This is a genomic window from Streptomyces sp. NBC_01317 (assembly GCF_035961655.1).
Classification (GTDB): Bacteria; Actinomycetota; Actinomycetes; order Streptomycetales; family Streptomycetaceae; genus Streptomyces.
On record NZ_CP108393.1, the window covers coordinates 413652 to 439369 of the forward strand.

Below are 25718 nucleotides of genomic sequence, written 5' to 3' on the forward strand. Positions count from 1 at the left end.
TCCGGCCCCGCACCGGGGTCCCGTGCACCTGCGGCGCCTCGGAGCGCTGCTTGGGGGATCATGGGGGCATGGCCCACGACCACACGCATGTGCAGCGGTTCTTCGGCGCGAGGGCGGCGCAGTGGGACAGCCGCTTCCCCGACGACGGCCCCGCCTACGCGGCGGCCGTCGCGGACCTCGGGCCGCGGCCCGGGGACGCGGTGCTGGACGCCGGGTGCGGAACGGGCCGCGCCCTGCCCGCGCTGCGGGACGCGGTGGGACCGGCGGGTACGGTGCTGGGCGTCGACCTGACGGCCGCGATGCTCGACGCCGCCGTTCGGGCGGGCCGCCACCGCAGCGGCCGGCTGGTACGCGCCGACGTGGCCGCGCTGCCGGTCGGGGACGGGGCGCTGGACGCGGTGTTCGCCGCCGGACTGATCGCCCACCTGCCGCAACCGGCCCAGGGGCTCGCCGAGTTGGCGCGCGTCGTACGGCCCGGCGGGCAGTTGGCGCTGTTCCATCCCATCGGCCGCGCGGCCCTGGCCGCCCGGCAGAGCCGGGTGATCACGGAGGACGACCTGCGCGCCGAGCCCAACCTCCGTCCGCTGCTGGCCGGTTCGGGGTGGCGGCTGGAGTCGTACGTGGACGAGGAGACCCGTTTTCTCGCGCTGGCGGTCCGTCAGGACTGAGCAACCGGCCGCCCGGGCGCGGACGTCCTCTTCTGCCCGGGGGCCCCGGACCGTACGTTGGAGGGCCAGGCAGCGCCCGTCAGCAGGGGAAGGTGGACCCGGTGTTCGACCGACTGCGCAGGATCCTTGTCTCGGACCGCCCCGCCGCACCGTCCGGATCACAGCCCCGGGCACGACAGCACAACCTCTTCGAAGCCGCGGCCACCTACGTGGCGGCGTGCGCGGAGGACGATCAGCAGCGCGGCGACGAGGCCGCCGGATGGGTCTCGCCGGAGGCGCTCTCGTTCGGCGTCAGCGAGCTGGCGTGCCGCGCCGTGATCGCCCTGGCACGGGAGCGCGACGAGTCACCGCAGACGGTGGCCCGCAGCCTCCTCGGGCTGCCCGCCGCGTGAGAACACCGCAGGTCGGGCCTGGTTCCGGTACCGCCCGCGCGGATACCGGGCCGTAGCGGACTCTCGACGTCCGGGTGGTCCACTGGCTAGGGTGCGCCGACAACCGCTCGAATCGGGAGGTGTCGTGTCCGTAGCGGACGATTCCATCGATGATGACACCCTGTATGTGCTCACTGCCGCTCTGCTGACCCCGGCGCGGTTCCCCGGCGTCCTCGGGGACGACTACCCGGAGGCGTGCGCCGCCCTCGGGCTCGAACCGTGGACCCGGGGCTACGGGCTGGTCTTGGGCCAGGACGGCGACGGTGCGCGCTGGACCGTGGCGGTGGACGACGTGTCGCTGGTCGCCGTCGCGATCGCCTCCTGGGACTGCGGCATGGAGTACGACCTCTCGCCGGAGGAGCGGACCGTCGTCCGCGCGCTGCCCGGCTGGCCGCTCGACCTGGCCGTGTCGGCGCCCGGTGTGCCCGCCCCTCACGACCCGGATCCGGACCTCGTACCGGAGGACGGGGAGCCCGGGGGAATCGCGCGGACGCCGCTCGCCCCGCCCGACACCGCGGTCTGGGGCCCGGCGCAGCGGCGCCTGGGCGCGGACGAGGTCGCCGCGCACTGGGCGGCATGGCGGGAGCAGTACGACGCCGCGGTGAAGGGCTCGCCTCCGACGGAGGAGCCGCCCGGTGGGACGGGCGCGGAGAGCGGTGGTACGGCGGAGGTCTCCGGGAGCCCCGCCGGGACCGAGCCGCCCCCTCCAGAGCTGCTGCGCGTCCTCGCCGAGCTGCGCGGCTATGTGGAGACGGCTCCGCCCCTGGGCAGGGTCCGCTCCAGCTTCGCCCCCGGCGACGCCCGGACCCTGCGCGCGGACGGCCCCGGCTGGTCCTTCGTCGCCAGGACCGACGACATGGCCTTCGTCCTGATGGACGACGAGCCCAACGAGGTGCTTCCGATCGCCCGTGGCCCGGAACTCCCGGCGCTTCTCGCGGCCCTCGACGCCATGGCCGTACGCCCCGCGTGAGCCGTCACACCGCGGACCTGCACGTGACAGCGCCGCACCCCCACGCACAGCAGAGCTGACCGGGGGGACCCGGCGGTCCCTCCGGCCAGCTGTCCGGCCGGGTCAGCGGCCGATCTGCTTGCGGTTGATCCGGCGCAGCCTGCGGCGCTGCGACGGGTCCAGCATCAGGTAGGTGGCCGCCGGCACACCCACCACGATCAGCAGGGCCACCCAGAACGGTACGAACGCCCAGAGGATCAGGCCGACGGCCACTCCTCCGACAGCGATCTTTGCTTGTGTCGACATCCCGACGCCTCCTTCGCGGCCAAGGGCCGCTCACTGCTCGGTGAACGCGTAGGAGCGTCCGCCAGTTCCACTATGCGCCTGTACGGAGCGGTTCGCCGACGTCGTGGAGGTGACCGAGGGCCTGGCGGTACGAGTCGATCAGTCCGGTCTCGGCGTACGAGACGCCCAGCGCCTGGCAGTGCGCGCGTACCAGGGGCTGGGCGAGCCGCAGGTGGGGGCGGGGCATGCTGGGGAAGAGGTGGTGCTCGATCTGGTAGTTCAGCCCGCCGAGGAACCAGTCGGTGAGCACACCGCCGCGAATGTTGCGTGAGGTCAGGACCTGGCGGCGCAGGTGCCCCCAGCCCGCGCCGTTCTCGGAGTCGGGCATCTCCATGCCCTTGTGGTTCGGCGCGAAGGCCATGCCCAGGTGCAGGCCGAGGAGCATCTGGTGGATCACCGCGAAGACGACGGCCTGGCCGAGGGTCAGTGTGGTGAGCAGCAGGGTGACGTACGCGGCGACGTGTGCGCCCAGGAGCAGTCCCTCCACCGCGCGGCGGCGGCCGGGCATGCGGGTGTCCTTCTGGCGCGAGAAGACGGCCTGGAAGCCGTACACCTTGAGGGCGATGCCCTCCAGGGTCGTCAGCGGGAAGAACATCCAGGCCTGGTGGCGGGTGAGCCAGCCGCGCAGTCCCGTACGGCCCGCCGTCTGCCCCTGGGTGAAGACGAAGATGTCGGCGGCGACGTCCGGGTCCTTGTCGATGTGATTGGGGTTGGCGTGGTGCCGGTTGTGCTTGTCGTTCCACCACTCCTGGCTCATCCCGAGCAGCAGGTTGGCGTGGACGAGCTGGATGACACGGCCCTTGCCGCGGTCGCCGGTGATCTGGGAGTGTCCCGCGTCGTGGCCGATGAACGCGATCCGGGCCGACAGGACCGCCAGCGGGGGCGCGAGGAGCATCGTCCACCAGGAGGGGCCGATGAGCGCCATGCCGGTGATGACGGCGGCGACGAGGACCAGGTTGACCGTGATGCCCCGGGCGTACCAGGCGACCCGGCGCTCGAGGAGTCCCTGTTCCTTGACCGTCCGCAGCAAGGGCGCGAAGTCGCTGCCGGTGCCGCGGGGGGTGGCCGGTTCGGGTATGGACTCCACAGCGGGGGGTGCGGTGGTGGCCTGGGGCATGTCGGTCTCCGGTCTGTCGGCCGATGTGCGGGAAGAAGGGTCGCGCTGTCTGCGCTGACCTGCAGAAAAACGTACGGGCCCGGCGAAGGTGGCGACCATGGCGCCACCCCCCGGAAATGGGGGAGGCTTCCCGGGGGTCGGCAATGGTGCTGGCTACACCCCGCCGCTTCGGCATGAGTCGAGTAACGGCAGCTCCGGGACCGCGTGGCTTCGCGGTCGGGTACCATCGGCGGCTCACCCGCAGTAGTCAAAGTTGAGGAATGCGTCTTCGCTGTGCACACGCTCCCCGCGGCAACGCTCTCCCGGGTCTCCGAACTCGCCCGCCGTTCCACGGTCTTTCTCCCGGGGGACCCGGCTCGCGCCGGCCGGATCGCCTACTGGCATCCCGACGGCGCGGAACCGCCGTCCGCGCCGGGCTCCGTGGAGGAGCTGGCCGTCGTCGACACCGAGGCCCACCCTCTCATGGTCAGGGCGTTGCTGGTGCCCCTGCGGGACGCTCTTCCGTCGCTGACCAGGGCCCGTGTGGCGGAGAATGTGTCACCGTCCGGCGCCTTCCGGGGCGCGGCGGCGCTGCTCGCCCGGCAACTGGCGTCCCGTGGACGGATGTTGCCGGGTCCCACCGGCACCGGGCACGACGCGTGGCGGGCCGGACCACTGACGGCCGAGGACCTGGAGCGGGTCCGTACGCTCGCCGCCTCCACGCCTCCCACCGCGCATGGCGTTCCGCTCGGCGGAGGTGGTTTGGCCGGAACTGTTCTTCTGCCCGAGCCTGAAGGGCTGTTGAGAGACTTCCTCGACGCGGTGGCCGACACCCTGCCGCGTACCCCCGCCGCGCCGCTCGCCGCCGGTGGTGACGCCTTCGCCGCCCTGCCCGCCCGGCGCTTCCCCGAACTCCGGGGCTGGGCCGGAGAGGTGGCCGCGGGCCATGACGCGGGAGGCGGCTCGGCGGCGGCCTTAGGACCACGTGCGCGGATGGACGCCCTGCTCGCTCCGCGCCGGGCGGCCCGCGCTCCTCGCCTGCCACTGACGCTCCGCGCTGGGCGATCAGCCGCTCACCCGCGCCGGACTCGGCCAACTCGCCGAGGCGGGACGCCCGGTGGGCCGGCCGCGCCACCGGAGGGCGCTCATCGACCCCGCCGAGGCACGGCGCGCCCGGGAGAGCCAGGACCATCACACCGGTCCTCCCTGTCGAGTCAGCATGTTGAGTCGTTGAGGTCCGGGCAACAGGTGGCACGGAAGGCAGCACAGCCGTCCGCGTCCCGATGACGAGCACGTAGCTCCCGTGACCGTACGGGCCAGTGCCGTCCCCGACCTGTGGCGCGGCCACCCTCGCGAGATCGCGTCTCGCCCCACAGGCAGGCGGCACAACGCATGCTCCGACTCGGACGACAAAACTTTCCGGGAGATTCGCTGCCCCCTTTTCCCGAATGTTTCCCGGCTGCGGAAAAATATCGCGGCATTCAAGAGCAGGCTCGCAGGCCCGCCCATGTGCCAGGCAGGCGCCGGGAAACTTTGACCGTATGGTACAGCTCGAATCGAAGGAGCCCCTTGTTGTCGAAAATGAATGATTCCGCTGTGCGTGCGGTTGAATCGGAGCAGGGTTATGTCTCCTCCTTGTATGAATTGCTCACCGAGCGCCTCTCCGAGGCGCGAGTAAACCGAGCGAGTGTGCTGAAGGCTCCGGCGGACAGCGCCGGTGAGGCGTACGAGAGAGAAATCGCCGCCGCGCGTCTGGCCAGGGAGATCGGCCGGCTGGAGGGCGCCGAAAAGGGGCTGGTCTTCGGGCGCATCGACCGGACGGACGGCACGGCCCTGCGCGTCGGACGGATCGGACTGCATACGGACGAGGACGACCTGCCTCTGCTCGTGGACTGGCGCGCGAACGCGGCACGGCCCTTCTACGAGGCGACGCCGGTCCACCCGATGGACCTGCGACGGCGCCGGCACCTGCGCCTCGATGAGCGCACGGTCGTCTCGGTGAGCGACGAACTGCTGGACGGGACCGCCCCGACCGACGAGGACGTGGTGGGGGACGGCCCGTTGGCCGAGGCTCTGTCGGCACGGCGTACGGGCAGGATGCACGCGGCCGTCGCGACGCTGCAGGCCGAGCAGGACGAGATCGTCCGCTCCGCCCACCGCGGGGTGACCGTGGTGCAGGGCGGGCCCGGCACCGGCAAGACGGTGGTCGCCCTGCACCGGGCGGCCTACGTCCTGTACGCGTTCCCGCGCGCCGCGGAGGAGGGTGTCCTGGTGGTGGGCCCGAACGCCCGGTTCCTCGACTACATTTCCCAGGTCCTTCCCTCGCTCGGAGAGAACGACGTCGTTCTGGCGACCTGCCGGGAACTGGCCGGAGTGTCCCCGGACGCGGTGGACCCGTTCGACACGGCGCGTCTCAAGGGCAGCTCCGACCTCGCCGACGCCCTGGCCGGCCTGCTGCGCGTCCACCAAGCCCCCGCCGGTGACTTCACCGTGCGGATCGGACAGGAACTGCTTCACCTTTCCGGCGGGGAAGTCGCCACGGCACGCGATGCCGCCTTGGCGGCGGCATCGGGGCACAACCCCGCGCGCCGGGTGTTCAAAGAGCTCATGGTCGACGCCGTCACCGACGGGATGCAGCGAGACATGGGGGACCTTCTGGAGCAGATCGACGCCGATGCCGAAAGGATGACGGGCCTGAACCTCGACCGGTTCACGGGAGCCGACCAGCACCGTGCCGAAGGCGCGGCCGACCCGGGGCCGGTCCACGAGCTGGACCTGGACGCCATCCGAGCCGATCTCCTCGACGACGCCGGCGTCGACCGAGCGGTCGAGGTGTTGTGGCCGCGGCTGGCACCCGGTGACCTCGTGAAGGCGCTCCTGACGAACGCCGGCGCTCTCGCCGAGCACCTGCCCCGCCTGACCGCGCAGGAGCGGTCCCTTCTGCTGCGCGGTCAGGACGACCCGTGGACCGATGCCGATGTGCCGTTGCTGGACGAGGCGGTGAACCTGGTCGACGGCCCACCCCAGCGGACGTACGGGCACGTCGTCGTCGACGAGGCGCAGGAACTGACCGCCATGCAGTGGCGGATGATCGTCCGCCGCTGCCCGGCGAGGGCGATGACGCTGGTGGGTGACTTCGCCCAGGCAGGCCCGGTCGCGACAGCACGCGACTGGAAGGAAGCGCTGATCCCCGGCGTCGGACCGCGGTTCAAACTGCACCACCTGACCGTCAGCTACCGCACCACGCAGGAGATCCTGGAGAGCGTCCGGAACCTGCTCACGCGGATCGCTCCGGACCAGAAGCCCACACGGTCGCTGCGAAGCGGTGAGAGCCCTCGCACCGTGACCACACCTCCGGACGGGTTGGTCAGCGCCGTCGTCCAGGAACTCCGCGCCCAGAGCACCGCCCACCCGGGCGAACTTCTGGGAGTGATCTGCGCGGACACCAGGGTGAGCGAGCTGACGGCCCGGGGCGTCGCTCACCACGCACGCATCGTGCCGGCGTCCGAAGCACGCGGCCTGGAATTCGACGGGGTCGTCGTCATGGACCCCGAGGAAATCATCGCGGCCCGCCCCGGTGGGGAAAGGGATTTGTACGTAGCCCTGACCCGGGCCACCAAGCGCCTCTGCACCATTACCGTCAAGCCCGCCTGAGAGCGGAGCAGCGAGGGGATCCGCGATGACGACATCGACGTCGAGACGACCGAACCGTCGGACTTACCCGCGCCGCCGGGACCGCCGCATCAGGCGATCACGGCGGATCGGACAGTCGGCCCCCGCGCGGCCGGGCCGGCGCCTTCGAGGTCATCGAGTACAGCCTGCGCGGTCGGCCCGGAGGCGCGCCCGGCACCTGGGGCCACCACCGCCTGGTCCTCAACGACGTCGACCCCGGCGCCCTCACGGCCTCGAACGTCAGTCGAGGCCTTCGATGATGCGGAAGTCGCGCTCGACGCCGTCAGCGAGTGTGGCCAGCGCCTCCTGGTAGGCCGCACTCGCATGCGCGGCGACTGCCTGTTCGAAGCTGTCGAACTCGATCAGGACGGTGCGCTCGGCGATTCCGGCGTCGTGCGCGACGACCCGGCTGCCGCGGGCGAGCAGCCGCCCGCCCGCGGCCTTGACGGCCGTACCAGCCAGCTTGTTGTAGGCAGCCAGCTTCTCGGGATCCGCGATGGTGCGGTAGGCGCTGACCCAATAGCCCCTGGCCACGGTACCTCCTGTGTTCGGAATTGATACTCAGCTTCCCGTTCGGCTCGACCGGCCCGGGCCCGGCACACCGACCGGGGCTGTGATCGGATCGGTCTCGGGTGACCGCCGGCGGGCGAGGATGAGGCCGGCCACCGTCGTGACCGCCATCGCGGCGACGCCGACCAGCGCCGCGGTCGTGTAGGCGTCGTCGTTCGGGAAGAGGCGGCCCGTGGCGGTGCCGGCGGCCAGGACCAGACCGCCGATGGCGCTGCCCAGGGAGTACCCGACGCTGCGGACGACGTAGTTGAAGCTCATGGCGCTCGACGTCTCGCTCCGGGGGGTGACGGCCAGGATGACCCCGGGCATGGCGGCCGAGAAGCTGCCGACGCCGAAGCCCAGCACGCCCATGGCCGCGAGCAGTTCGGCCAGGTTGGACCGGGCGGTGGCGAACAGGACGAACCCGGCGCCGACGACGGCTGCGCTGCCGGCCAGGAGCAGGGGGCCGTCGATCCGTTCGCGGACCCGCGGCGTGAGCTTGGCGGCGACGAACCCCAGCACGGAGAACGGGATGAGGACCAGCCCCGCCACGAAGGTGGTCAGTCCGAAGCCGTAGCCGGCGCTGTGCGGCGTCTGCGCGTAGCGGGTGATGAGCGTGAGCAGGAGGTACATGCCGCTCCCACCGACGAACATGGCGATGTTCGCCCCGGCGACCGCCGGGTGCCGTACCGCCCGGACGTCGACCAGGGGTGTCTTGGTCCGCAGTTCGGAAACGGTCCAGACGCAGAGCAGGAGTACGGCGGCGGCCGCAAGGGTCACCGCCACGGCGAGGTGTCGGCTCCACAGGCTCCTCTCGCCGGCCAGGAACAGGACGAGGAGCAGTCCACCCGCCAGGACGAGCGCACCGGCCACGTTCACGTGAGCGGAGCGGCCTTCGGGAGCCGCGGGCACGGAGCGCCACGCGGTCACGAAGGCGATGGCCGTGACGAGCAGGCCGAGGCCGTAGGCGGCCCGCAGTCCGCCGAACTCGGCGAGCAGCGCGGCCAGCGGGTAGCCGACGCCGGCTCCGATGACGGAGACCACGGAGATCAGGGCGATCGTGGCCGCGCCGCGCTCCTCGGGAAGATGGTCGCGGGCCACGCCCATCATCAGCGCCGTGAGACCGAGTCCGGCGCCTTGGGCCGCTCTGCCCACGAGCAGCCAGGCGAACGGCAGGGGCAGCACGGTGAGCGCGCTGCCGGCGACGACGATCGCCAGCGTGGCGAGAATCGTGGCCCGCCGGTGCGGACCGGCGCCGAGCCGGCCGAGGACGGGTGTGGCGACGGCCCCGCTGAGCAGGGCGATGGTCAGCGTCCACTGCGCGCTGTCGAGGGAGACGTGGAACGTGGTCGCCACGCTGGTGATGAGCGGCGTCCCGAGGCTGGCGACCGCCGCCACGACCAGGGCGATGAACACCAGGGCGGGGACCAGCAGACGTGCCTCTGAACGTGTCAGGGCAGTGCTCGTGGGCCGGTCATGAGCCTGGGCCGCGCTCACCGGTGCGGCTCCTCTCGGGCGCGGCTTTCGAGATCCGCCAGACGCAGCAGCGCCGGAAGGGCTGCCGCCAAGGCGTCGGCCTCGTCACCGGTGAGTTCGTCGATCAACCGCGCGTACGCGTCGGCGCCCGCCTGGCGTCGCGTCCGGACGTACGACGCGCCGGCCTCGGTCAGGCACACCAGCGTGACCCGCTTGTCGGACGGATCGCCCTTCCGCTCGACCAGCCCGGATTCCTCCATCACCCGGACCAGGACGGTCATCGCGGGCTGGGTGACGCCCTCGGCCACCGCCAGATCGGTGATCCGTCGCGGGCCGGTCCTGTCCAGGGTGGCCAAGGTGGCGGCGGACGTCAGGCTCATGTCGCGGGGAAGGCGTCTCACGGCCCTGGTGGCCAGACCGTAGAGGGCTGACCCGATGGCATCGGAAGCGCCGTGGGCGGCGTCTCGGCGACTCACGCCTGAAGTATAGCAGTTTTATATTAATTCTTTATGCATCTGCGCTCGGCGACGTGTGACCCGGGCGCGTCTTCCGCCCGGCCGGGGCCGCGCCGTACGGTGATCGCCGGTGGGACCGTGGAGCCGCATCCGCACACCCGTACAGACGTATGTCCGCACATCCGCACGTCCGACAGAGGAAGAGGCGCGCCCCATGAGTGACCCGAGGATCCTGACCGTACGCCCGGAGACCGGCGAGTACGCCTGGACGTTCGGCGGCGTCGCGCCCGTCGCGCGCATCACCCCGGGCACGGTCCTGGACCTGTTCACCGAGGACTGCTTCGCGGGGCGCGTCCGGTCCGTGAACGATCTGGTCTCCCAGGTGTGCGAGTTCCCGTTCCTCAATCCGCAGACGGGCCCCTTCCACGTCGAGGGCGCGGAGCCGGGCGACACGCTGGCGGTGCACTTCGTGTCGATCCGGCCCGCGCGGGACTGGGCGGCCTCCTCCACCGTGCCGCTCTTCGGCGCACTGACCTCCACCACCACGACGGCGACCCTCCAGCCGCCGCTGCCGGAGGTCGTGTGGATGTGGCAGCTCGACCGGGAGCGCGGCACCTGTCTGTTCAGCGCGCGCGACAGCGACATCCGGATCGAGCTGCCGATGGACCCGATGCACGGCACGGTCGGGGTGGCGCCGGCCAACCTGGAGGTACGGTCCGCGCTGGTCCCCGACGCGCACGGCGGCAACATGGACACACCCGAGATGCGCGCCGGTGTCACCTGCTACCTCGGGGTGAACGTGGAGGGCGCGCTGCTGAGCCTCGGCGACGGGCACGCCCGGCAGGGGGAGGGCGAGACGTGCGGGGTGGCCGTCGAGTGCGCCATGAACACCGTGGTGATCGTGGAGCTGCTCAAGGGCGTGTCGACGCCCTGGCCGCGCATCGAGTCCGACACCCACATCATCTCGACGGGTTCGGCGCGCCCGCTGGAGGACGCGTTCCGCATCTCCCAGCTGGATCTGGTGCGTTGGCTGGCCCGCGACTACGGTCTCTCCGAGCTCGACGCGTACCAGTTGGTCACACAGGCCGGTGAGGCGCCGCTGGCCAACGTGTGCGACACGAACTACACGTGCGTGGCGAAGATCCGCAAGGAGTGGCTGCCCGCGGGTGAGCCGCACCGTGGCCTGCACCGCCACCTGCGCGAGACGGCGGCGATCCTGCCCACCGCGTGACGGCGTCAACGCCGCCTTTCGGGCGATTCCTGACGGTTCCTCCGGTCCCCGGTCGCCCTCTCCGGGCTGCGGTCACGCCCGGATCTCCTTACTGTCGGTCCTTGGGGCGCCACCCAGCGTGCCACCCGAAACCGGAGGAGTCACCATGCCGGAGCTGTTCATCGGCGGCAGGTGGACCGCCGCCCTCGACGGGCGGACACGCGAGATCCGCTGTCCCGCGGACGGTTCCCTGGTCGCGACCGTCGACGAGGGCGGTCCTGAGGACGCCGCCGCGGCGATCGCCGCGGCCCGGGAGGCGTACGACCGCGGGCCCTGGCCCGGCACCCCCGCCGCCGAGCGGGGGCGGCTGCTGCTGCGGGTCGCCGATCTGCTGGAGCGCGACAAGCACGTACTCGCCCGCGCCGAGTCCCTGGACACCGGGAAGCGGCTCGTGGAGAGCGAGTTCGACCTGGACGACGTGGCGAACTGCTTCCGCTACTTCGGCAACCTCGTGGCGGCCGGCGGCCGGGACCGGATCGTGGACACCGGCAACCCGGAGGTGGACAGCCGGGTGGTGCACGAGCCGGTCGGGGTGTGCGCGCTGATCACCCCGTGGAACTATCCGCTGCTCCAGACCGCCTGGAAGGTCGCCCCCGCCCTCGGCGCGGGCAACACCTTCGTTCTCAAGCCCAGCGAGCTGACCCCACACACCGCGATCCTGCTGATGCGGCTGCTGGCCGAGGCGGGACTGCCCGGCGGCACGGCCAATCTCCTGCTCGGCGCGGGAGCCACCGCCGGGGCGCCGCTGAGCGAGGACCCGCGTGTGGACCTGGTGTCGTTCACCGGTGGTCTGGTCACCGGACGGCGCGTCATGGCCGCCGCCGCCCCGACGGTGAAGAAGCTCGCCCTGGAGCTGGGCGGCAAGAACCCCAACATCGTCTTCGCCGACGCGGACTACGACACGGCGGTGGACTACGCGCTGACGGCGGTGTTCCTCCACTCGGGGCAGGTGTGCTCGGCCGGGGCGCGGCTGCTGGTCCAGGAGGAGCTGCACGACAGCTTCGTGGAGGACGTGGTGGCCAGGGCGCGCGCGATCCCGCTGGGCGGCCCCTTCGACGACCACGCCCGTACGGGCCCGCTGATCTCCGCCGCGCACCGGGAGAAGGTCGAGGCGTACGTGGCGGCCGGCATCGCCGAGGGCGCGGTGCTGCGCTGCGGCGGCGAGCGGCCCGACGACCCGGAGCTGAGCGCGGGCTTCTACTACCTGCCGACCGTGCTGGACGAGTGCACGCCCGGCATGTCGGTGGTACGGGACGAGTCGTTCGGTCCCGTGCTGACGGTGGAGCGGTTCCGCGACGAGCAGGAGGCGCTGGCTCTCGCCAACGACACCGTGTACGGACTGGCCGGGGCGGTGTGGTCGCAGGACGTCGGCCGCGCCCACCGGGTGGCGTCGCGGCTGCGCGCCGGAACCGTATGGATCAACGACTTCCGGCCGTACGTGCCGCAGGCGGAGTGGGGCGGGATGAAACAGTCCGGCTTCGGGCGGGAGTTGGGTCCTTCGGGGCTGGCGGAGTACCAGCAGGTGAAGCACGTCTGGCGCAACCTCGACCCCCGGCCGCTCGGTTGGTTCGAGTGACCACCGGGCAGCGCGGGAAGAAGCCGGGCCCGGCGGCGCGCGCCGGCCGGGGCGGATGCGGGTGTGCCCCGGCCGCGGGCCGCGCCGTGCCCCGGTCAGGGCCTCAGGTCGCCCACCACGTTCGCCGTGGCGGAGATCCCCTCCGTGATGCTCGGCGCCATGCTCGTGCCCGCCAGGAAGAATCCGAGCAGGACACAGGTCACGGCGTGTGACATCTTCAGTCCGCCGGTGCGGACAAAGATCACCGCGAGGACCACCAGCAGCAGCACCAGTGAGATCGAAATAGCCATGGCCAACCTCCTCCGCCGCAGCGCGATTGCGGCATTCGGCCGCCAGTGTGGCGGAGGAGACGGTCCTGACGGCCGACCGGCGTGCCCGCCGAACGGGTGATTGACCTGGGGTGACCGTGATTACCTGCGGTGGTTCCTGAGGAACTGTTCGAGGCCCGCCAGGTCGTCCGTGTTGAGGTGGTCGACGCCGGCGGACAGCAGTTCGGTCCATACGGCGTCCCGGGCGGGCCCCGGCAGGTCGGGCGTGCTCCAGAAGCGGACCCGCTGACCGCGCCGGTGCGCGGTGTCCACGAGGGTGCGGAGCGTGGCGCGTTCGGCGGTGGGGATCGGGCCCACACCGGTCCAGCTGAACGTCTGGGTCCAGTTGGCGCTGATGAGCGGGACGAAGTCGGCGCCGGCGGCCGTCCCGAGGTCGTCCAGGCGGCCGTCGTAGAAGGCGTGGCGCACGCGCTGCGCCTCCATCGGTACCCGTGCGGCCCGGTCGCCGGAGATGACGGGGGTGACCGCTCCGGGCCGCACCACGCCGTACGCGTAGGTGGTCAACAGCGAGCGGTACTCGGTGAGTTGACGGTGCAGTTCGGCATAGGCGGCGGCGCCGTCGTTCTTGATGTCGACGAGGAGTTGTACGGGCCGGTGGTGCCCCCGGTACACGGAGCCGTGGTGGGCCCGGACGCGTGAGCGCAGCGGGTCGAGGTAGAGCGAGCGCAGCGTACGGGCCGGGTCGAGGTCCGTGGCCTCGTGGGCGACGAGCAGGTCGCCGTCGACGAGGAAGATGTCGGCCTCGACGCTGGTGAAGCCGTGGTCCAGCGCGTCGTGGAGGGGGCGCGGGTGGAGGTAGTCGTTGTGGGCGTGGGCGTGGGTCAACGGCCGTGGCCCGGGGCCGGTCCGGGGGGTGTCCTCCGCCGTGGCGGCGGGTGCGGCGTGGGCGTACGCGGGGGCCGCGACCACCGCCGTGAGTGCGGCGGCGAACGTGCTGACGGCTCTGCGGCGCGTGGTGAGGGGCATGGGGGCTCCATGGGGACGCGGTGGGGCGGTCCCGGTGAGTATCGGCTCCGGCGGCGGGGCGGAAAACACGGAGCGTGAAGTGTTCGGCCGCTCGACAACTGCCCGTTGGGTGGGGGGCGGTGGAGGGACGCGCGCCGCCGGAGCGCGGGGGCCGGAGGTGCCGTTCCCGCGCTCCGGGCCGGCGGGTCAGCGAGGTGCCGGGAGGTTCGTCAGCCGCGCCAGGGTCTGCTTGTGGTGGCCCGGGGTGCCCAGGGCGATCTCGTCGGCCTTCGCCCGCTTGAGGTAGAGGTGGGCGGGGTGCTCCCACGTCATGCCCGTACCGCCGTGCAACTGCACACACTCCTCGGCCGCGTGGACCGCGACCCGCCCGGCGTACGCCTGTGCGACCGCCACGGCGAGCGGTGCGTCGGGGCTGCCGGTGGCGAGGGCGTCGGCCGCGTTGCGGGCGGCGGCGCGGGCCGAGACGACCTGGAGCCACAGCTGCGCCATCCGGTGCTTGAGCGCCTGGAACGAGCCGATGGGGCGGTTGAACTGGTGGCGCTCCCTGGTGTGCCTGACGGTTTCCTCCAGGCACCACTCGGCGACCCCGAGCTGTTCGGACGCGAGCAGTCCGGCCCCGGCCAGCAGCCCCCGGCGCACCGCGGCCCCGGCGGTCGCCGGGCCGGCGATCCGGGTCCCCGCCCCGGGGTCCACGGTGACGGTGGCGAGCGGGCGGGTCAGGTCGAGGGGCGTGAGGGGTTCGACCGCGACGCCCGGCTCCTCCGTACCGACCGCGTACAGGCCGTCGTCCCGCAGGACGAGCAGGATGTCGGCGCGTGCGGCCTCCGCGACACCGGCGACCGGTCCGGTACCGGTGGGGAGGGACTCGTCCGGCGCGGTGGCGAGGGGTACGGCGAGCACGGCGACCCGGCCGCCGGTGGCGAGGGACTCCAGCAGGTCGGCCACCGCCGCGCTGTCCGTGTCACAGGCGAGCAGGGTCTCCGTGGCCGCCACCGCACCGGTCAGGAAGGGCGCGGGGGTGACGTACCGGCCCAGCTCCTCCAGGACGACGGCGGCCTCCCGGTGGCTCGCCCCCTGCCCGCCGAGCTTCTCGGGGATCAGCAGGCCCGCGGCCCCGATCCCGCCGGCGAGCGCCGTCCACAGCCCGCTGTCGTACGGGTCGCCCGCCTCGGCGCGGACGAGCGCCGCCGGTACGTCGGCACGGTCCGTGAGCAGGGACCGTACGGCGGCGCGCAGATCGTCCTCGGCCTCCGAGTAGAGCAGGTCGGGTGCGGTGCCGGGCGTCTCGGTCGGCGAGACGGTCGAAGTCGTCGAATTCATCGGGAGAGGTCCTTCCAGGCGACGTCCTTGTCGTTCCGCGGCTCGACGGGCAGGCCGAGGACACGCTCGGCGACGATGTTGAGCAGTACCTCGCTCGTGCCGCCCTCGATGGAGTTGCCCTTCGAACGCAGGTAGCGGAATCCGGCGTCGCGTCCGGTGAAGTCGACCAGCTCGGGCCTGCGCAGGGTCCAGTCGGAGTACAACAGGCCCTCGTCGCCGAGGAGTTCGACCTCCAGGCCGCTGATCTCCTGGTTGAGCCGGGCGAAGGCGAGCTTCATGCCGGCGCCCTCGGGTCCCGGTTCGCCCGCGACGAGTCGCTGGCGCAGCCGCTCGCCGGTCAGCCGGGCGACCTCGGCCTCCACCCAGAGGGTCAGGAGGCGCTGGTGCAGGTCGTGGGTGCGCAGTTCCGGCCGCTCGCGCCACGTCCGGGCGGCCGGGCCGATCATGCCGCCCTCGCGGGGCAGCCGGGCGCCGCCGATGGAGACCCGCTCGTTCATCAGGGTCGTCCTGGCGACCTTCCAGCCCTCGCCGATCGCGCCGAGGCGGTGCGCGTCGGGGATCCGTACGCCCGTGAGGAAGACCTCGTTGAACTCGGCCTCGCCGGTGATCTGGCGCAGCGGCCGTACCTCGACACCGGGATCGGTCATGTCGCAGAGGAAGTAGGTGATGCCCAGGTGCTTGGGCAGGTCAGGATCGGTGCGGGCGATGAGGATGGCCCAGCGGGCGAGGTGGGCGCTGGAGGTCCACACCTTCTGGCCGTCGACGATCCAGTCGCCGTCGTCCGCGCGGACCGCACGGGTGGCGAGCGCCGCGAGGTCCGAGCCCGCGCCCGGTTCGCTGAACAGCTGGCACCACACCTCCTCGCCGACCCACAGGGGCCGCAGGAAGCGCCGCTTCTGCTCGTCGGTGCCGTACCGCAGGATCGTCGGCGCGGCCATGCCGAGGCCGATGCCGATGCGCCTGGGGTCGTTGCCGGGTGCTCCTGCGGCGGCCAGCTCGGCGTCCACGACGGCCTGGAGGGAGCGGGGCGCGCCGACGCCGCCGAGTCCGGCCGGATAGTGCACCCAGGCGAGTCCCGCGTCGAAGCGGGCCCTGAGGAAGTCGGTCCTGTCCGTGGTGGCCGGGGGATGCGCGGCGAGCAACTCGCGGGTACGGGAGAGGAGTCCGGCGGCGTCGGTCATCGGGTGCCGCCTTCCGGGACGGCTTCCGCCGCCGTTTCCGGTGTTTCCGCAGCCGTTTCCGGTGTTTCCCCCGGGACCGTCTCCGGGATCACGACGATCCGTCCGGTGGTGACGCCGTCGGCGACCCGCTGGACGGCGTCCGCCGCGTCCTTCATCGGTACCCGCTCGCTGATGAGCGGCTTGATCGCGCCCCGCGCGGCGAGCGCGGTCAGCTCCTCGTGACAGCGCAGGACCGCGGCCGGGTCCTTGGTGGCGTAGAGGCCCCAGTGCAGGCCGAGGATCGAGTAGTTCTTCACCAGCGCGTGGTTGAGGGCGGGGGTCGGGACGTCCCCGCCCGCGAAGCCCACGACGACGATCCGGCCCTCGAAGGCGACGCACTTCGTGGACTTGGCGTAGGCGTCACCGCCCACCGGGTCGAAGACGACGTCCGCCCCCCGGCCGCCGGTGGCTTCCTTGACGGCGGCGACGATGTCCTCCGTACGGCGGTCGATGACGATGTCACAGCCCAGCTCGCGGGCGACGCGCGCCTTGTCGGGTCCGCCGACCACACCGATGACGGTGGCTCCCGCCGCCTTCCCGAGCTGGACGGCGGCGCTGCCGACCCCGCCGGCCGCCGCGTGGACCAGCAGGGTCTCGCCCGGCCGGAGCCCCGCACGGCGGTGCAGGGCGAACCAGCCCGTCTGGTAGCCGATGTGGAGGGCGGCGGTCTCGGCGTCGTCCAGCGCCTCGGGCGCGGGCAGGACGTCGGCGGCGTCCACGGCCACGTACTCCGCGAAGCCGCCGTCCGACAGCCCGGGGCTCGGCGTCGCGATCACCCGGCGGCCGTCCGGCGTCTCGCCGCAGATCTCGACGCCGGGGGTGAAGGGCAGCGGCGGACGCACCTGGTAGTGGCCCCGGCAGAGCAGCGCGTCGGGGAAGTTGATGTTGGCCGCGAGGACCCGCAGCAGGATCTGCCCCTCGCCGGGCACCGGCCGCTCCACCTCGTCGAGCCGCATCACCTCGCGCGGCTCACCGTTCCGGTGCACTCGCCATGCCTGCATACCAGAGCCTCCACACGATGGGCAGTAGCGCTACGTCCCGCATACTAAGCGGTCGCTTGCCCACCTGGGAACCGTCTCTCCCCGGCCTTCCTCCCGGCCCTCCCTCACGACACCTTCGGCTTGGCCCGTACATGCATCCGCTCGCCCTGCGGCCCGAACAGGCTCAGGAATTCGACCGGTTCGTCCGCCGCGGGCCCGAACCAGTGCGGTACGCGGGTGTCGAACTCGGCCGCCTCCCCCGCACCCAGCACCACGTCGTGCTCCCCGAGCATCAGCCGCAGCCGGCCCGCGAGGACGTAGAGCCACTCGTACCCCTCGTGGATGCGGGCCTCGGGCACCTCACCGTCGGGCCGGTGCACCACCTTGTACGCCTGGAGGCCACCGGGCCGCCGGGTGAGGGGCAGCATGGTCCGGCCGCCGCGCACGATCGCCTCGGCACGGATCCGGGGGTCACCGACCCGCGGCGCGCCGACCAGTTCGTCCAGCGGGACCTGGTGGGCGCGGGCCAGGGGCAGCAGCAGTTCGAGGCTGGGGCGGCGGAGGCCGGACTCCAGCCTCGACAGGGTGCTCACCGAGATTCCCGTGGCGGTGGAGAGGGTGTTCAGCGTGGCCCCGCGCTCGCGCCTGATCCGGCGCAGCCGGGGCCCCACTTCGTTCAGTACGGCATCAAGGCCCGCGTCGTCGTCCATGCCCCCATTGCAGAAACAGCAAGAGCGTTTGTCAATTACACCCCTCTGCGGGAGGGCCGGTGCCCGTCAGTCGTGCACGCCCGGCGTGACGGTGTCCGCACCCTCCGGGAAGATCGGGACGGGCTTGATGCGGCGCAGGTACGCCTCCGCCTTGATGATCGCCTCGCGTGCCGTGCGCTGCCCCATCAGCACGCACAGCGTGTAGGCGACGTCCTCGAACCGGCCGCGTGTGGTCGTGTCCAGCGGGTCGGCCAGGACCAGCCGTTCCCAGGCCCGGTAACGGCTCAGCAGATCGGCGACCAGATGCCTGTCCGGCAGCAGCATGTCGACCACCTCCAGCAGCGGAATCCGGTGGGGTAATGGGTCGGAGTGATGAGGTGGGCGGGGCCTGCCTACGCACAGCGGATCTCACGCCCCGGCCTTTCATTCTCCCTCGGCCGCCGCACTTCCGCTCGGCGGAGGAGGAGGGCGCGGTCAGGGAACGCGGCACGGGAATACCGCCCGTGCCCCGTCCGCTCGCACCTGTATGAGCACTCTTGGACTGATCGGCAGTGGACACATCGGCGGCACCCTCGCCCGGCTCGGCGTGGCGGCGGGTCTCGATGTGGTCCTGAGCAACTCCCGGGGCCCGGAAACCCTCACGGATCTGGTGGCCGAGCTGGGACCGCACGCACGTGCCGCGACCGCGAGGGAGGCGGCGGAAGCGGGTGACTGGGTGGTGGTGACGGTCCCGTTGAAGCACTACGACCAGGTACCGGTGAAGCCCTTGGCCGGGAAGGTGGTCATCGACACGAACAACTACTACCCCCAGCGCGACGGGGCGATCCGGGAGCTGGACGAGGAGCGGACGACCACGAGCCAGCTGCTCCAGGACCACCTTCCGCAGTCGTACGTGGTCAAGGCGTTCAACAACATCATGTACACGCACCTGGCGTCCCTCGCCCGGCCCACCGGCGCACCGGACCGGTCGGTCCTGCCGATCGCCGGTGACAACGCCGACGCCAAGGCGACGGCGGCGCGGCTGATCGATCAGCTCGGGTACGACACGTTCGACACGGGTGTGCTCGCCGACAGCTGGCGCTTCCAGCGCGACACCCCGGCGTATGTCATCCCGTACGCGAAGAATCCGCTGGGTCTGGGCTCCTCCGGGGACGACCCGGGGGCGCCGTTCGACGTGGCGGGGCTGAAGGTGGCCCTGGACGCGGCGAAGCGGCCGGGCAGCTGATCACGGAGACACGGGGGGCCTGTGAGCCCGGGTTCAGATCTCGTTACGGGTGAGGGCCAGCAGGCGGTCGAGGACACGCGGGCCGCTCGTACGGACCCCGTCGTGCTCGTACTCGTCGGTCACCCAGGTCCGCAGCCCCCGGATCGACCGCGCCGTGCGCAGTGAGTGTTCGGTGTCGACATACATGTCGTCGTGGTAGACGGCGGCGGCGACCGGGACCTCGTTGGCGGCGAGGCGGTCGGTGTCGTACAGCGGCTCCCAGTCGGTGCGGGCGGCGAGCAGGTCGGCGGTCTCACGCAGCGGGCGCAGGGCGGGGTCGTTCGCGAAGTTCCACGGGTGGACGCTCTCGCCCGTGAAGTACAGCGGCCCGTCGCCGGCCAGGGTGGTGGCGGCGTCGAAGCGGGCGAACTCGCCGCGGGTCCGCTCGGCCGCCCAGCCGGTGGGTTCGCCGCCCTGGGCGTAGACGGCCTCGTGGATCAGCGCGTACAGCGGGTGCGCGGCGTACGAGAGGGCAGCGGCGGCGCCTTCCTGGAAGGCGTCGGAGAGCACCTGGCCGCCCGGCGCCCGTACGAAGGCGTTCTCCAGCAGGTAGTGGAGCTGGTGGCTGCCGTCCGTGCCGCCGAGCAGGTGGCCGAGGGACTGGAAGGCCTCCGGGGTGAGCGTGTAGCCGGTGGGCAGCGCGACGGGGCTCTGTTCGGCGAGGTGCTCGGCGATCCGGCGGGCCCGGGCGATGTCCTGCGGGTAGCGGGCGTAGTGGGCCTCGACCTTGCGCGCGATACGGGGATACGCGGCGCGGTAGACCTCGTCCGCCGTCGCGTCCAGGGACGGCAGGCCGCCGGTGATCAGGACCGTGCGCAGGCCCTCGGGCGCCGCGGAGAGGTAGTGGGTGGCGCAGAATCCGCCGAAGCTCTGGCCGAGGACGGTCCAGGGCGCGTCACCGGTCAGCCGGGGGCGGATCGCCTCGCAGTCGCGGACGATCGAATCGGCCCTGAAACGGGCGAGATAGTCGGCCTGTTCGCGGGGGCCGCCGCGCAGGGGGAGGGTCTGGCGGTTGGCGGGGGTGGACAGTCCGGTGCCGCGCTGGTCGAGGAGGAGCACCCGGAACTCCTGGAGCGCCCGGCCCAGCCACGCCTGCCGCCCCACGAACCGGCGGGCGCCGAAGCCGGGGCCGCCTTCCAGGTAGACCAGCCAGGGCAGGTTCTCCCCGGCCTTCGAAGTGGCGACGACCTCTCGGGCGAAGAGCTCGATCCGCTCGCCCGACGGGTCGCCGTGATCCAGCGGGACCGTGAAGCGGTGGTCGGTGAGGACAACTCCGGGCTGGGTGTAGCTGGTCACGAACGCTCCTGTTTCTCGATCGCCCCCGCCGGGGCGCTCACGCCCGGGACAGTACCGGGCCCGGGGCGGTACGCGTACAGCCTGGGTCCTCGCACCGGGTCCTCGCGCGTACCGGCGCGCTTCCGGGCGGATCGGTGGCCGGTCTTCAACCGCCGCGTCGGCGGCCGTACGGTGTGATCATCGGCTTTTCCCGACCAAGGTGGTCCGTATGTCCCTGTTCGACCTGCCCCTCGACGAGCTGCGCGCCTACCGCAGCGCGTCCACGGAGCCCGAGGACTTCGACGCGTTCTGGGCGAAGACCCTCACCGAGGCGCGCGGCCACGCGCTCGACGCCCGCTTCGAGCCCGTACCGACGGCGCTCAGGACCCTCGACGTCCTCGACGTGACCTTCGCCGGCTTCGGCGGTCACCCGGTCAAGGGCTGGCTCGTGCTGCCCGCCGGGACGCGTGAGCCGCTGCCCGTCGTGGTGCAGTTCCTCGGGTACGGCGGCGGGCGCGGCCTCCCGCACGTCCACCTGCTCTGGGCGTCGGCCGGCTTCGCGCACTTCGTGATGGACACCCGGGGGCAGGGCAGCGGCTGGAACGGCGGCGACACCCCCGACCCCGTGGGCAGCGCCTCCTCCTACCCGGGCTTCCTCACCCGGGGGATCGAGGACCCGTACGCCTTCTACTACCGGCGGGTCTACACGGACGCGGTACGGGCCGTGGAGGCGGCCCGCTCGCATCCGCTGGTGGACGCCTCGCGCACGGCGGCCGTCGGTACCAGCCAGGGCGGCGGGATCACACTCGCGGTCGGCGGCCTGGTGCCCGACCTGGTGGCCGTGGCGGCGGACGTGCCGTTCCTCTGCGACTTCCCCCGGGCGACGACGCTCACCGACCGCGACCCGTACCGTGAGGTGGGCAACTACCTCAAGACGTACCGGGGCAGGACCGAGCGGGTGGGCCGGACGCTCGCCTACTTCGACGGGGTGCACTTCGCGTCGCGCGGGCGGGCGCCGGCGCTGTTCTCGGTGGCCCTGGAGGACCGTACGTGCCCGCCGTCGACGGTCTTCGGTGCCTTCAACGCGTATGCGGGCGCGGACAAGACGATCGAGGAGTACGACTTCAACGACCATGAGGGAGGCGGTCCGTTCCAGGAGGCCGTCCAGCTGGAGTGGCTGCCCGGGCGTCTGACCGCCTGACGGTGGGCCAGTTCGAGGAGGAGCGGTCGCTCGCGGAGCCGCCGCGTGACACACGAAGGGCCGAGCGGTGCGGATCACTCTCTTCACGCCTTTCGCCGTCAGTGCCCTGCTGGGGGCGGCGGCGCCGTGGGCCGGGCGCAGGCTGCCCCCGAGGACGGCGGCCTGGCTGCTGACGTCCGCCTCGGTGGTGGCGGGCGGCGGCTGGGCGGCGGCGCTGGCGATGCTCGCCTTCACGCTGGTCGGGCAGATCCCGGTGGTGGCCGCCGAGGGGCAGTGGTCCCCCGGTGTCCTGGCCGCGAACACCCCGGTCGACCGGTCGGTGGCCCTGGCCTGCGGGGTGGTGCTCGCCGGGTGCGCGGTGGCGTTTGTGGTGTCCGCGTACCGCAGGACCCGTACGCTCCTCAACGCCCGGCGGGAGGGCCGCGCGCTGCCGTCGGGGGGCGAACTGGCCGTCCTGGACGATCCCGTACCCACCGCGTTCACCGTGCCCGGCTCCCCCGGGCGGATCGTGGTCTCCTCCGGCATGCTGCGCGCCCTCGACGCCCGGGAGAGGAGCGCCCTGCTGGCCCATGAGCGGGCGCATCTGCGCCACCACCATCATGTGTTCCTGCTGGTCATGCGGTTGGCGGCGGTCGTGAACCCGCTGCTGCGGCCGGTCGCGGGAGCGGGTGCCTTCGCGCTGGAGCGGTGGGCCGACGAGGACGCCGCCACGGCGGTGGCGGACCGGTCGCTGGTGGCGCGGGCGGTGGCGCGGGCCGCGCTCGCGGCGAAACACGCGCCCCGGCACACGCTGGCGGTGACCGGCGGGCCTGTGCCCCAGCGGGTACGGGCTCTGCTCGCGCCACCGCCCCGGCTCCGTCACCACCTGGTGGTGGCCCACGCGGTGCTGATGCTGGTCTGCTGCGTCAGCCTGGCGCTGTCCGCCCAGGGCATGGACCACCTCTTCGACCTGGCGTCGCCCGCGCACGCGGCGGTGTCGACGGCCGGACGCTGATCTCCGATCCCCGGGCGGTGGCAATGGGCTACGGCTACGGCTACGGCTACGGGCGGCCGTACCGCGGCGGCTCATAGGGTGAGCGCGTGACTTCGAGCGCGGCTTCCCTCGTACCGGTGAACCTCACCCTCGGCATCCTGCTCGCCGTCCTGCTCCTGGTGGCGGCGGGTGTCGCGGCCGTCGCGCATCTCACCCCCGAGGCGAAGGGCAGCCGGTCCCGGGAGATCCTGGTCGCCGGGGTGCGCGCCGCGGTCCAGCTCGCCGCGGTCTCGTTCGTGATCGTCTGGGTGGTGAAGTCGCTCCCGGCGCTGCTGGCGTTCCTGGCCGTCATGTTCGCCGTGGCCGTACGGACCGCGGGCCGGCGCGTCACAAGCAACCACACGTGGTGGCTGACGGCCGCGCCCCTCGCCGCCGGGGTGGTGCCGGTGGTCGCGGCTCTCCTGCTGACGGGGCTCGTGCCGCTCAAGGGCATCGCGCTGATCCCGATCACGGGCATCCTCATCGGGGGCGCGCTCACCGTGACCGTGCTCGCCGGACGCCGGTCGCTGGACGAGCTGGCCCTGCGCCACGGTGAGGTGGAGGCGGCGATGGCGCTGGGCCTGCCGGACCGGGACGCCCGGCTGGAGGTCGTCCGCCCGGCAGCCTCGGACGCACTCCTGCCGGGCCTCGACCAGACCCGTACGGTCGGGCTCGTCACGCTGCCCGGCGCGTTTGTCGGTGTGCTCCTGGGCGGTGCGAGCCCCCTGGTCGCCGGGGCGGTCCAGCTGTTCGTCCTGATCGCGCTGATGGCCGTGCAGTCCTTCGCGGTCGCGGTGACGATCGAACTGGTCGCCCGCCACCACCTCTACCGTCCGGCGCGGGGCGCCGAGGACGAGCCGCCGGGCCCGGTGAGCCGTTGGTCGCGCCCCTGGACGGTCAGGCGCAGGCGCGCCCCGGATCCCGCCGCCCCCCGGGATCCTGCCGCCCCCTGAGATCCCGGTGCTTCCTGAGATCCTTCCGGAGGATCAGGACGTCGCAGGGAGTCGCGAGCAGCGGGGCCGGATGCGGCCGGGACGCGCCGGGGGTGCCCGCGGCGATCTCGCGGTAGCCGACCTCGCGGTAGCCCCTCCGCGTGTACCAGTCGAACAGGAAGTCCTTCGACGGGTGGGACCACGCCCAGGGGACCAGCAGTTCGACCTCCATCTCGGTGAGGCCGTCGCGCCGGCCCAGTTCCTCCGCGAAGGCGACCAGTTCGCGTCCCACCCCGACCCCCCGGTGGTCCGCCGCGGCGGCGAGCATTCCGAATTCACCTGTTCCCCCGATCCGCCGCACGCGGACACAGCCGACGATCCGGCCGTCCATCCGGGCGACGGCGATCTCTCCCGCCGAGATCATTCCGGCCACTTCCCCGGTGGTCGTCCGTACGGTGCCCTCCGCCCACAAGCCTCTTTCCTGCACGGCGTGGACGTCATTGATCAATGCGGTGAGATCACCGACGACATGACGGTCGGCCCCGGCCCCGACGGGCAACAGATCCGTTTCGATCTCGGGCGGGCGCATCTCGAATCCTCCCAGGAAGTGGATCGCGAGCAGCGGATCACTGATCGCGGAATTCCGCTCGTGGGCGGGGACGGTCCGTTTCACACCGGAGGGTGGGTACGCAGTCACCCGGGAAGTGTGCGCCAAGGGCAGTGCCGGTGTGGTGCCGAATGTCTGCCGATCCGGTGTCCGCTCCGATGTCCGCTCCGGTGTCCGCTCCGGTGTCTTCGGCGGAAAAGGGCGTGCGCGAGGTCGTGACGATCCGCAATGTGAAGCGCATACTCAACTGCTGGGACCGTACATCCCATGCCACCCAAGGCCGTGCGACGGAAGGGTGAGATGTCATCGCAGGACGAGTTGGCAGCTGTCAGGAAACGTCTGGACGACCTCATCCGCGCGGTGGAACGGTTGGAGCGCAGCCTCGCCGAGCTGCGTGAACAACGCTCCCCGCCCCCCGCGCCCGGCCCTGTGCCCGACCTCATCCCGATTCCCGACACGCCGTACGACAGCGCGCTCTGGACGGACTCGGACGACGAGGGACTGGGCGTACGCGACCGCCGGGCTCCCTAGGGCGCGCCCGCGTCCCTGTTGTCGGCGGCGTCCTTCTCCCGAGGAGATCTTGTTGGCCACCGGTACGGAACCTCCCCCACTCGGTGCGGGGGTGCGCGGCGCGGGACGTGCCGCCATCGCCGCGCGGCATCTGCGCACGGACCGCTGGTGGCTCGCGCCCGCCGCGACGGCGGCCGGCCTCTTCCTCTTCGTCGTGTACTCGACCTGGCGGGCGTTCGCGCATTCCCACTACTACGCGGCTCCCTACGTCTCACCGTTCTACTCGCCGTGCCTCGCGGACAACTGTCTGACAATGCGTCAGGGTCCCAACTGGGATGTGTTCGGGAGCTGGTGGGGCATTTCCCCTGCGCTGCTGATCCTGATCTTCCCGCTCGGCTTCCGGATGACCTGCTACTACTACCGGAAGGCCTACTACCGGAGTTTCTGGGCCTCTCCCCCGGCCTGCGCGGTCGCCGAACCGCACGCGAAGTACAGCGGCGAAACGCGTTTCCCCCTGATCCTCCAGAACCTCCACCGCTACTTCTTCTACGCCGCCCTGGTGGTCGCGGGCATTCTCACGTACGACGCCGTTCTCTCCTTCCGGGACGAGGAATACGCCTGGGGCCACATGGGGCTCGGGAGTGTGATCTTCGTGGTGAATGTGGGGCTGATCTGGGCGTACACCCTCTCCTGCCATTCCTGCCGTCATGTCATCGGCGGCCGGCTGCGGAATTTCTCGAAACATCCGGTGCGGTATCGGCTGTGGGGATGGGTCGGCAGGCTGAATCACCGTCATATGCAACTCGCCTGGGCGTCGTTGATCAGTGTCGCGGCGGCCGATTTCTACGTCTATCTGCTCGCCTCCGGAGCCTTCGACGATCCGCGCTTCTTCTAGCTTCTTCTAG

27 protein-coding genes are annotated in these 25718 nt (G+C 72.0%); 12 read left to right on the top strand and 15 right to left on the bottom strand.

Translation table 11 applies throughout. The annotated features are described in order from the left end of the window. Positions 1–68 precede the first annotated feature (68 nt). The 3 genes from OG349_RS01705 (at position 69) to OG349_RS01715 (ending at position 2069) form a co-directional block, all read left to right on the top strand. Positions 69–668: a class I SAM-dependent methyltransferase gene (locus OG349_RS01705; protein WP_327232847.1), complete on the top strand. Its 600-nt coding sequence runs from the start codon at positions 69–71 to the stop codon at positions 666–668. A gap of 101 nt (positions 669–769) precedes the next feature. Then, complete coding sequence (locus tag OG349_RS01710; protein ID WP_401764784.1) at positions 770–1060, top strand: hypothetical protein; 291 nt, start codon at positions 770–772, stop codon at positions 1058–1060. A gap of 166 nt (positions 1061–1226) precedes the next feature. Then, positions 1227–2069, top strand: a complete 843-nt coding sequence (locus OG349_RS01715) for a hypothetical protein (protein WP_327232848.1) — start codon at positions 1227–1229, stop codon at positions 2067–2069. 102 nt (positions 2070–2171) lie between these two features. Here OG349_RS01715 and OG349_RS01720 read toward each other — a convergent pair whose 3' ends face one another. The 3 genes from OG349_RS01720 to OG349_RS34750 form a co-directional block, all read right to left on the bottom strand. After that, positions 2172–2354, bottom strand: coding sequence for a hypothetical protein (locus OG349_RS01720; protein WP_167022577.1), 183 nt, complete (start codon positions 2352–2354; stop codon positions 2172–2174). Between the two features lie 70 nt (positions 2355–2424). Beyond that, on the bottom strand, positions 2425–3510 hold the full coding sequence (locus OG349_RS01725) for a fatty acid desaturase family protein (RefSeq protein ID WP_327232849.1): 1086 nt from the start codon (positions 3508–3510) through the stop codon (positions 2425–2427). 537 nt (positions 3511–4047) lie between these two features. Further along, the gene (locus OG349_RS34750; protein WP_442806182.1) at positions 4048–4437 is read right to left on the bottom strand and encodes a hypothetical protein; all 390 of its coding nucleotides are present in this window, start codon (positions 4435–4437) and stop codon (positions 4048–4050) included. A 633-nt stretch (positions 4438–5070) separates the two neighbouring features. Here OG349_RS34750 and OG349_RS01735 point away from each other — a divergent pair. Continuing rightward, a complete protein-coding gene (locus OG349_RS01735) occupies positions 5071–7143 on the top strand; it encodes a HelD family protein (protein ID WP_327232850.1) in 2073 nt (690 codons plus the stop codon). A 258-nt stretch (positions 7144–7401) separates the two neighbouring features. Here the strand turns inward: OG349_RS01735 and OG349_RS01740 are convergent, their stop codons facing one another. The 3 genes from OG349_RS01740 to OG349_RS01750 are packed head-to-tail and all read right to left on the bottom strand — an operon-like array spanning position 7402 to position 9662. Further along, positions 7402–7695, bottom strand: coding sequence for a DUF1330 domain-containing protein (locus OG349_RS01740; protein ID WP_327232851.1), 294 nt, complete (start codon positions 7693–7695; stop codon positions 7402–7404). A gap of 27 nt (positions 7696–7722) precedes the next feature. Further along, positions 7723–9207 carry an MFS transporter gene (locus OG349_RS01745; RefSeq protein WP_327232852.1) on the bottom strand — a complete coding sequence of 495 codons (1485 nt, stop codon included), beginning with the start codon at positions 9205–9207 and terminating at the stop codon, positions 7723–7725. Then, on the bottom strand, positions 9204–9662 hold the full coding sequence (locus OG349_RS01750; RefSeq protein ID WP_327232853.1) for a MarR family winged helix-turn-helix transcriptional regulator: 459 nt from the start codon (positions 9660–9662) through the stop codon (positions 9204–9206). Before OG349_RS01750 ends, OG349_RS01745 begins: the two co-directional genes overlap by 4 nt. A 193-nt stretch (positions 9663–9855) precedes the next feature. Here OG349_RS01750 and OG349_RS01755 point away from each other — a divergent pair, with 193 nt between their 5' ends. Together OG349_RS01755 and OG349_RS01760 are read left to right on the top strand one after the other, a co-directional pair. Further along, entirely contained in the window at positions 9856–10872 is a 1017-nt protein-coding gene (locus OG349_RS01755) for an acetamidase/formamidase family protein (RefSeq protein WP_327232854.1), read from the top strand. Positions 10873–11017: 145 nt separating this feature from the next. Next, positions 11018–12487 carry an aldehyde dehydrogenase family protein gene (locus OG349_RS01760; protein WP_327232855.1) on the top strand — a complete coding sequence of 490 codons (1470 nt, stop codon included), beginning with the start codon at positions 11018–11020 and terminating at the stop codon, positions 12485–12487. Between the two features lie 95 nt (positions 12488–12582). Here OG349_RS01760 and OG349_RS01765 read toward each other — a convergent pair whose 3' ends face one another. From OG349_RS01765 to OG349_RS01795, 7 genes are all read right to left on the bottom strand, one after another. Further along, on the bottom strand, positions 12583–12777 hold the full coding sequence (locus tag OG349_RS01765; protein ID WP_161312375.1) for a hypothetical protein: 195 nt from the start codon (positions 12775–12777) through the stop codon (positions 12583–12585). A gap of 120 nt (positions 12778–12897) precedes the next feature. Continuing rightward, entirely contained in the window at positions 12898–13782 is an 885-nt protein-coding gene (locus OG349_RS01770; protein ID WP_327232856.1) for a phosphatidylinositol-specific phospholipase C/glycerophosphodiester phosphodiesterase family protein, read from the bottom strand. Positions 13783–13968: 186 nt separating this feature from the next. Beyond that, the gene (locus OG349_RS01775; protein WP_327232857.1) at positions 13969–15102 is read right to left on the bottom strand and encodes an acyl-CoA dehydrogenase family protein; all 1134 of its coding nucleotides are present in this window, start codon (positions 15100–15102) and stop codon (positions 13969–13971) included. Beyond that, positions 15099–16283, bottom strand: a complete 1185-nt coding sequence (locus tag OG349_RS01780) for an acyl-CoA dehydrogenase family protein (protein WP_327232858.1) — start codon at positions 16281–16283, stop codon at positions 15099–15101. The genes OG349_RS01775 and OG349_RS01780 overlap by 4 nt, the downstream gene beginning before the upstream one ends. Further along, on the bottom strand, positions 16280–17323 hold the full coding sequence (locus tag OG349_RS01785) for an NADPH:quinone oxidoreductase family protein (protein ID WP_327232859.1): 1044 nt from the start codon (positions 17321–17323) through the stop codon (positions 16280–16282). Before OG349_RS01785 ends, OG349_RS01780 begins: the two co-directional genes overlap by 4 nt. A gap of 104 nt (positions 17324–17427) precedes the next feature. Beyond that, positions 17428–18012, bottom strand: a complete 585-nt coding sequence (locus tag OG349_RS01790; RefSeq protein ID WP_327232860.1) for a helix-turn-helix domain-containing protein — start codon at positions 18010–18012, stop codon at positions 17428–17430. 66 nt (positions 18013–18078) lie between these two features. After that, positions 18079–18336 carry a DUF5133 domain-containing protein gene (locus OG349_RS01795; RefSeq protein ID WP_327232861.1) on the bottom strand — a complete coding sequence of 86 codons (258 nt, stop codon included), beginning with the start codon at positions 18334–18336 and terminating at the stop codon, positions 18079–18081. Positions 18337–18538: 202 nt separating this feature from the next. Here OG349_RS01795 and OG349_RS01800 point away from each other — a divergent pair, with 202 nt between their 5' ends. After that, entirely contained in the window at positions 18539–19237 is a 699-nt protein-coding gene (locus OG349_RS01800; RefSeq protein ID WP_327232862.1) for an NADPH-dependent F420 reductase, read from the top strand. A 33-nt stretch (positions 19238–19270) separates the two neighbouring features. Here the strand turns inward: OG349_RS01800 and OG349_RS01805 are convergent, their stop codons facing one another. After that, positions 19271–20572: an alpha/beta fold hydrolase gene (locus OG349_RS01805; protein ID WP_327232863.1), complete on the bottom strand. Its 1302-nt coding sequence runs from the start codon at positions 20570–20572 to the stop codon at positions 19271–19273. A 208-nt stretch (positions 20573–20780) separates the two neighbouring features. Here OG349_RS01805 and OG349_RS01810 point away from each other — a divergent pair, with 208 nt between their 5' ends. From OG349_RS01810 to OG349_RS01820, 3 genes are all read left to right on the top strand, one after another. Next, positions 20781–21752: an acetylxylan esterase gene (locus OG349_RS01810; RefSeq protein ID WP_327232864.1), complete on the top strand. Its 972-nt coding sequence runs from the start codon at positions 20781–20783 to the stop codon at positions 21750–21752. Positions 21753–21819: 67 nt separating this feature from the next. Continuing rightward, the gene (locus OG349_RS01815) at positions 21820–22746 is read left to right on the top strand and encodes a M56 family metallopeptidase (protein ID WP_327232865.1); all 927 of its coding nucleotides are present in this window, start codon (positions 21820–21822) and stop codon (positions 22744–22746) included. Between the two features lie 86 nt (positions 22747–22832). Next, positions 22833–23717 carry an ABC transporter permease gene (locus OG349_RS01820; protein ID WP_327232866.1) on the top strand — a complete coding sequence of 295 codons (885 nt, stop codon included), beginning with the start codon at positions 22833–22835 and terminating at the stop codon, positions 23715–23717. Here OG349_RS01820 and OG349_RS01825 read toward each other — a convergent pair. Beyond that, on the bottom strand, positions 23662–24393 hold the full coding sequence (locus OG349_RS01825) for a GNAT family N-acetyltransferase (RefSeq protein ID WP_327232867.1): 732 nt from the start codon (positions 24391–24393) through the stop codon (positions 23662–23664). The genes OG349_RS01820 and OG349_RS01825 overlap by 56 nt on opposite strands. Positions 24394–24603: 210 nt before the next feature. Between OG349_RS01825 and OG349_RS01830 the strand changes: the two genes are divergently transcribed. Further along, positions 24604–24834, top strand: a complete 231-nt coding sequence (locus OG349_RS01830; protein WP_327232868.1) for a hypothetical protein — start codon at positions 24604–24606, stop codon at positions 24832–24834. A 52-nt stretch (positions 24835–24886) separates the two neighbouring features. Then, on the top strand, positions 24887–25708 hold the full coding sequence (locus tag OG349_RS01835) for a hypothetical protein (protein ID WP_327232869.1): 822 nt from the start codon (positions 24887–24889) through the stop codon (positions 25706–25708). Positions 25709–25718 lie beyond the last annotated feature (10 nt).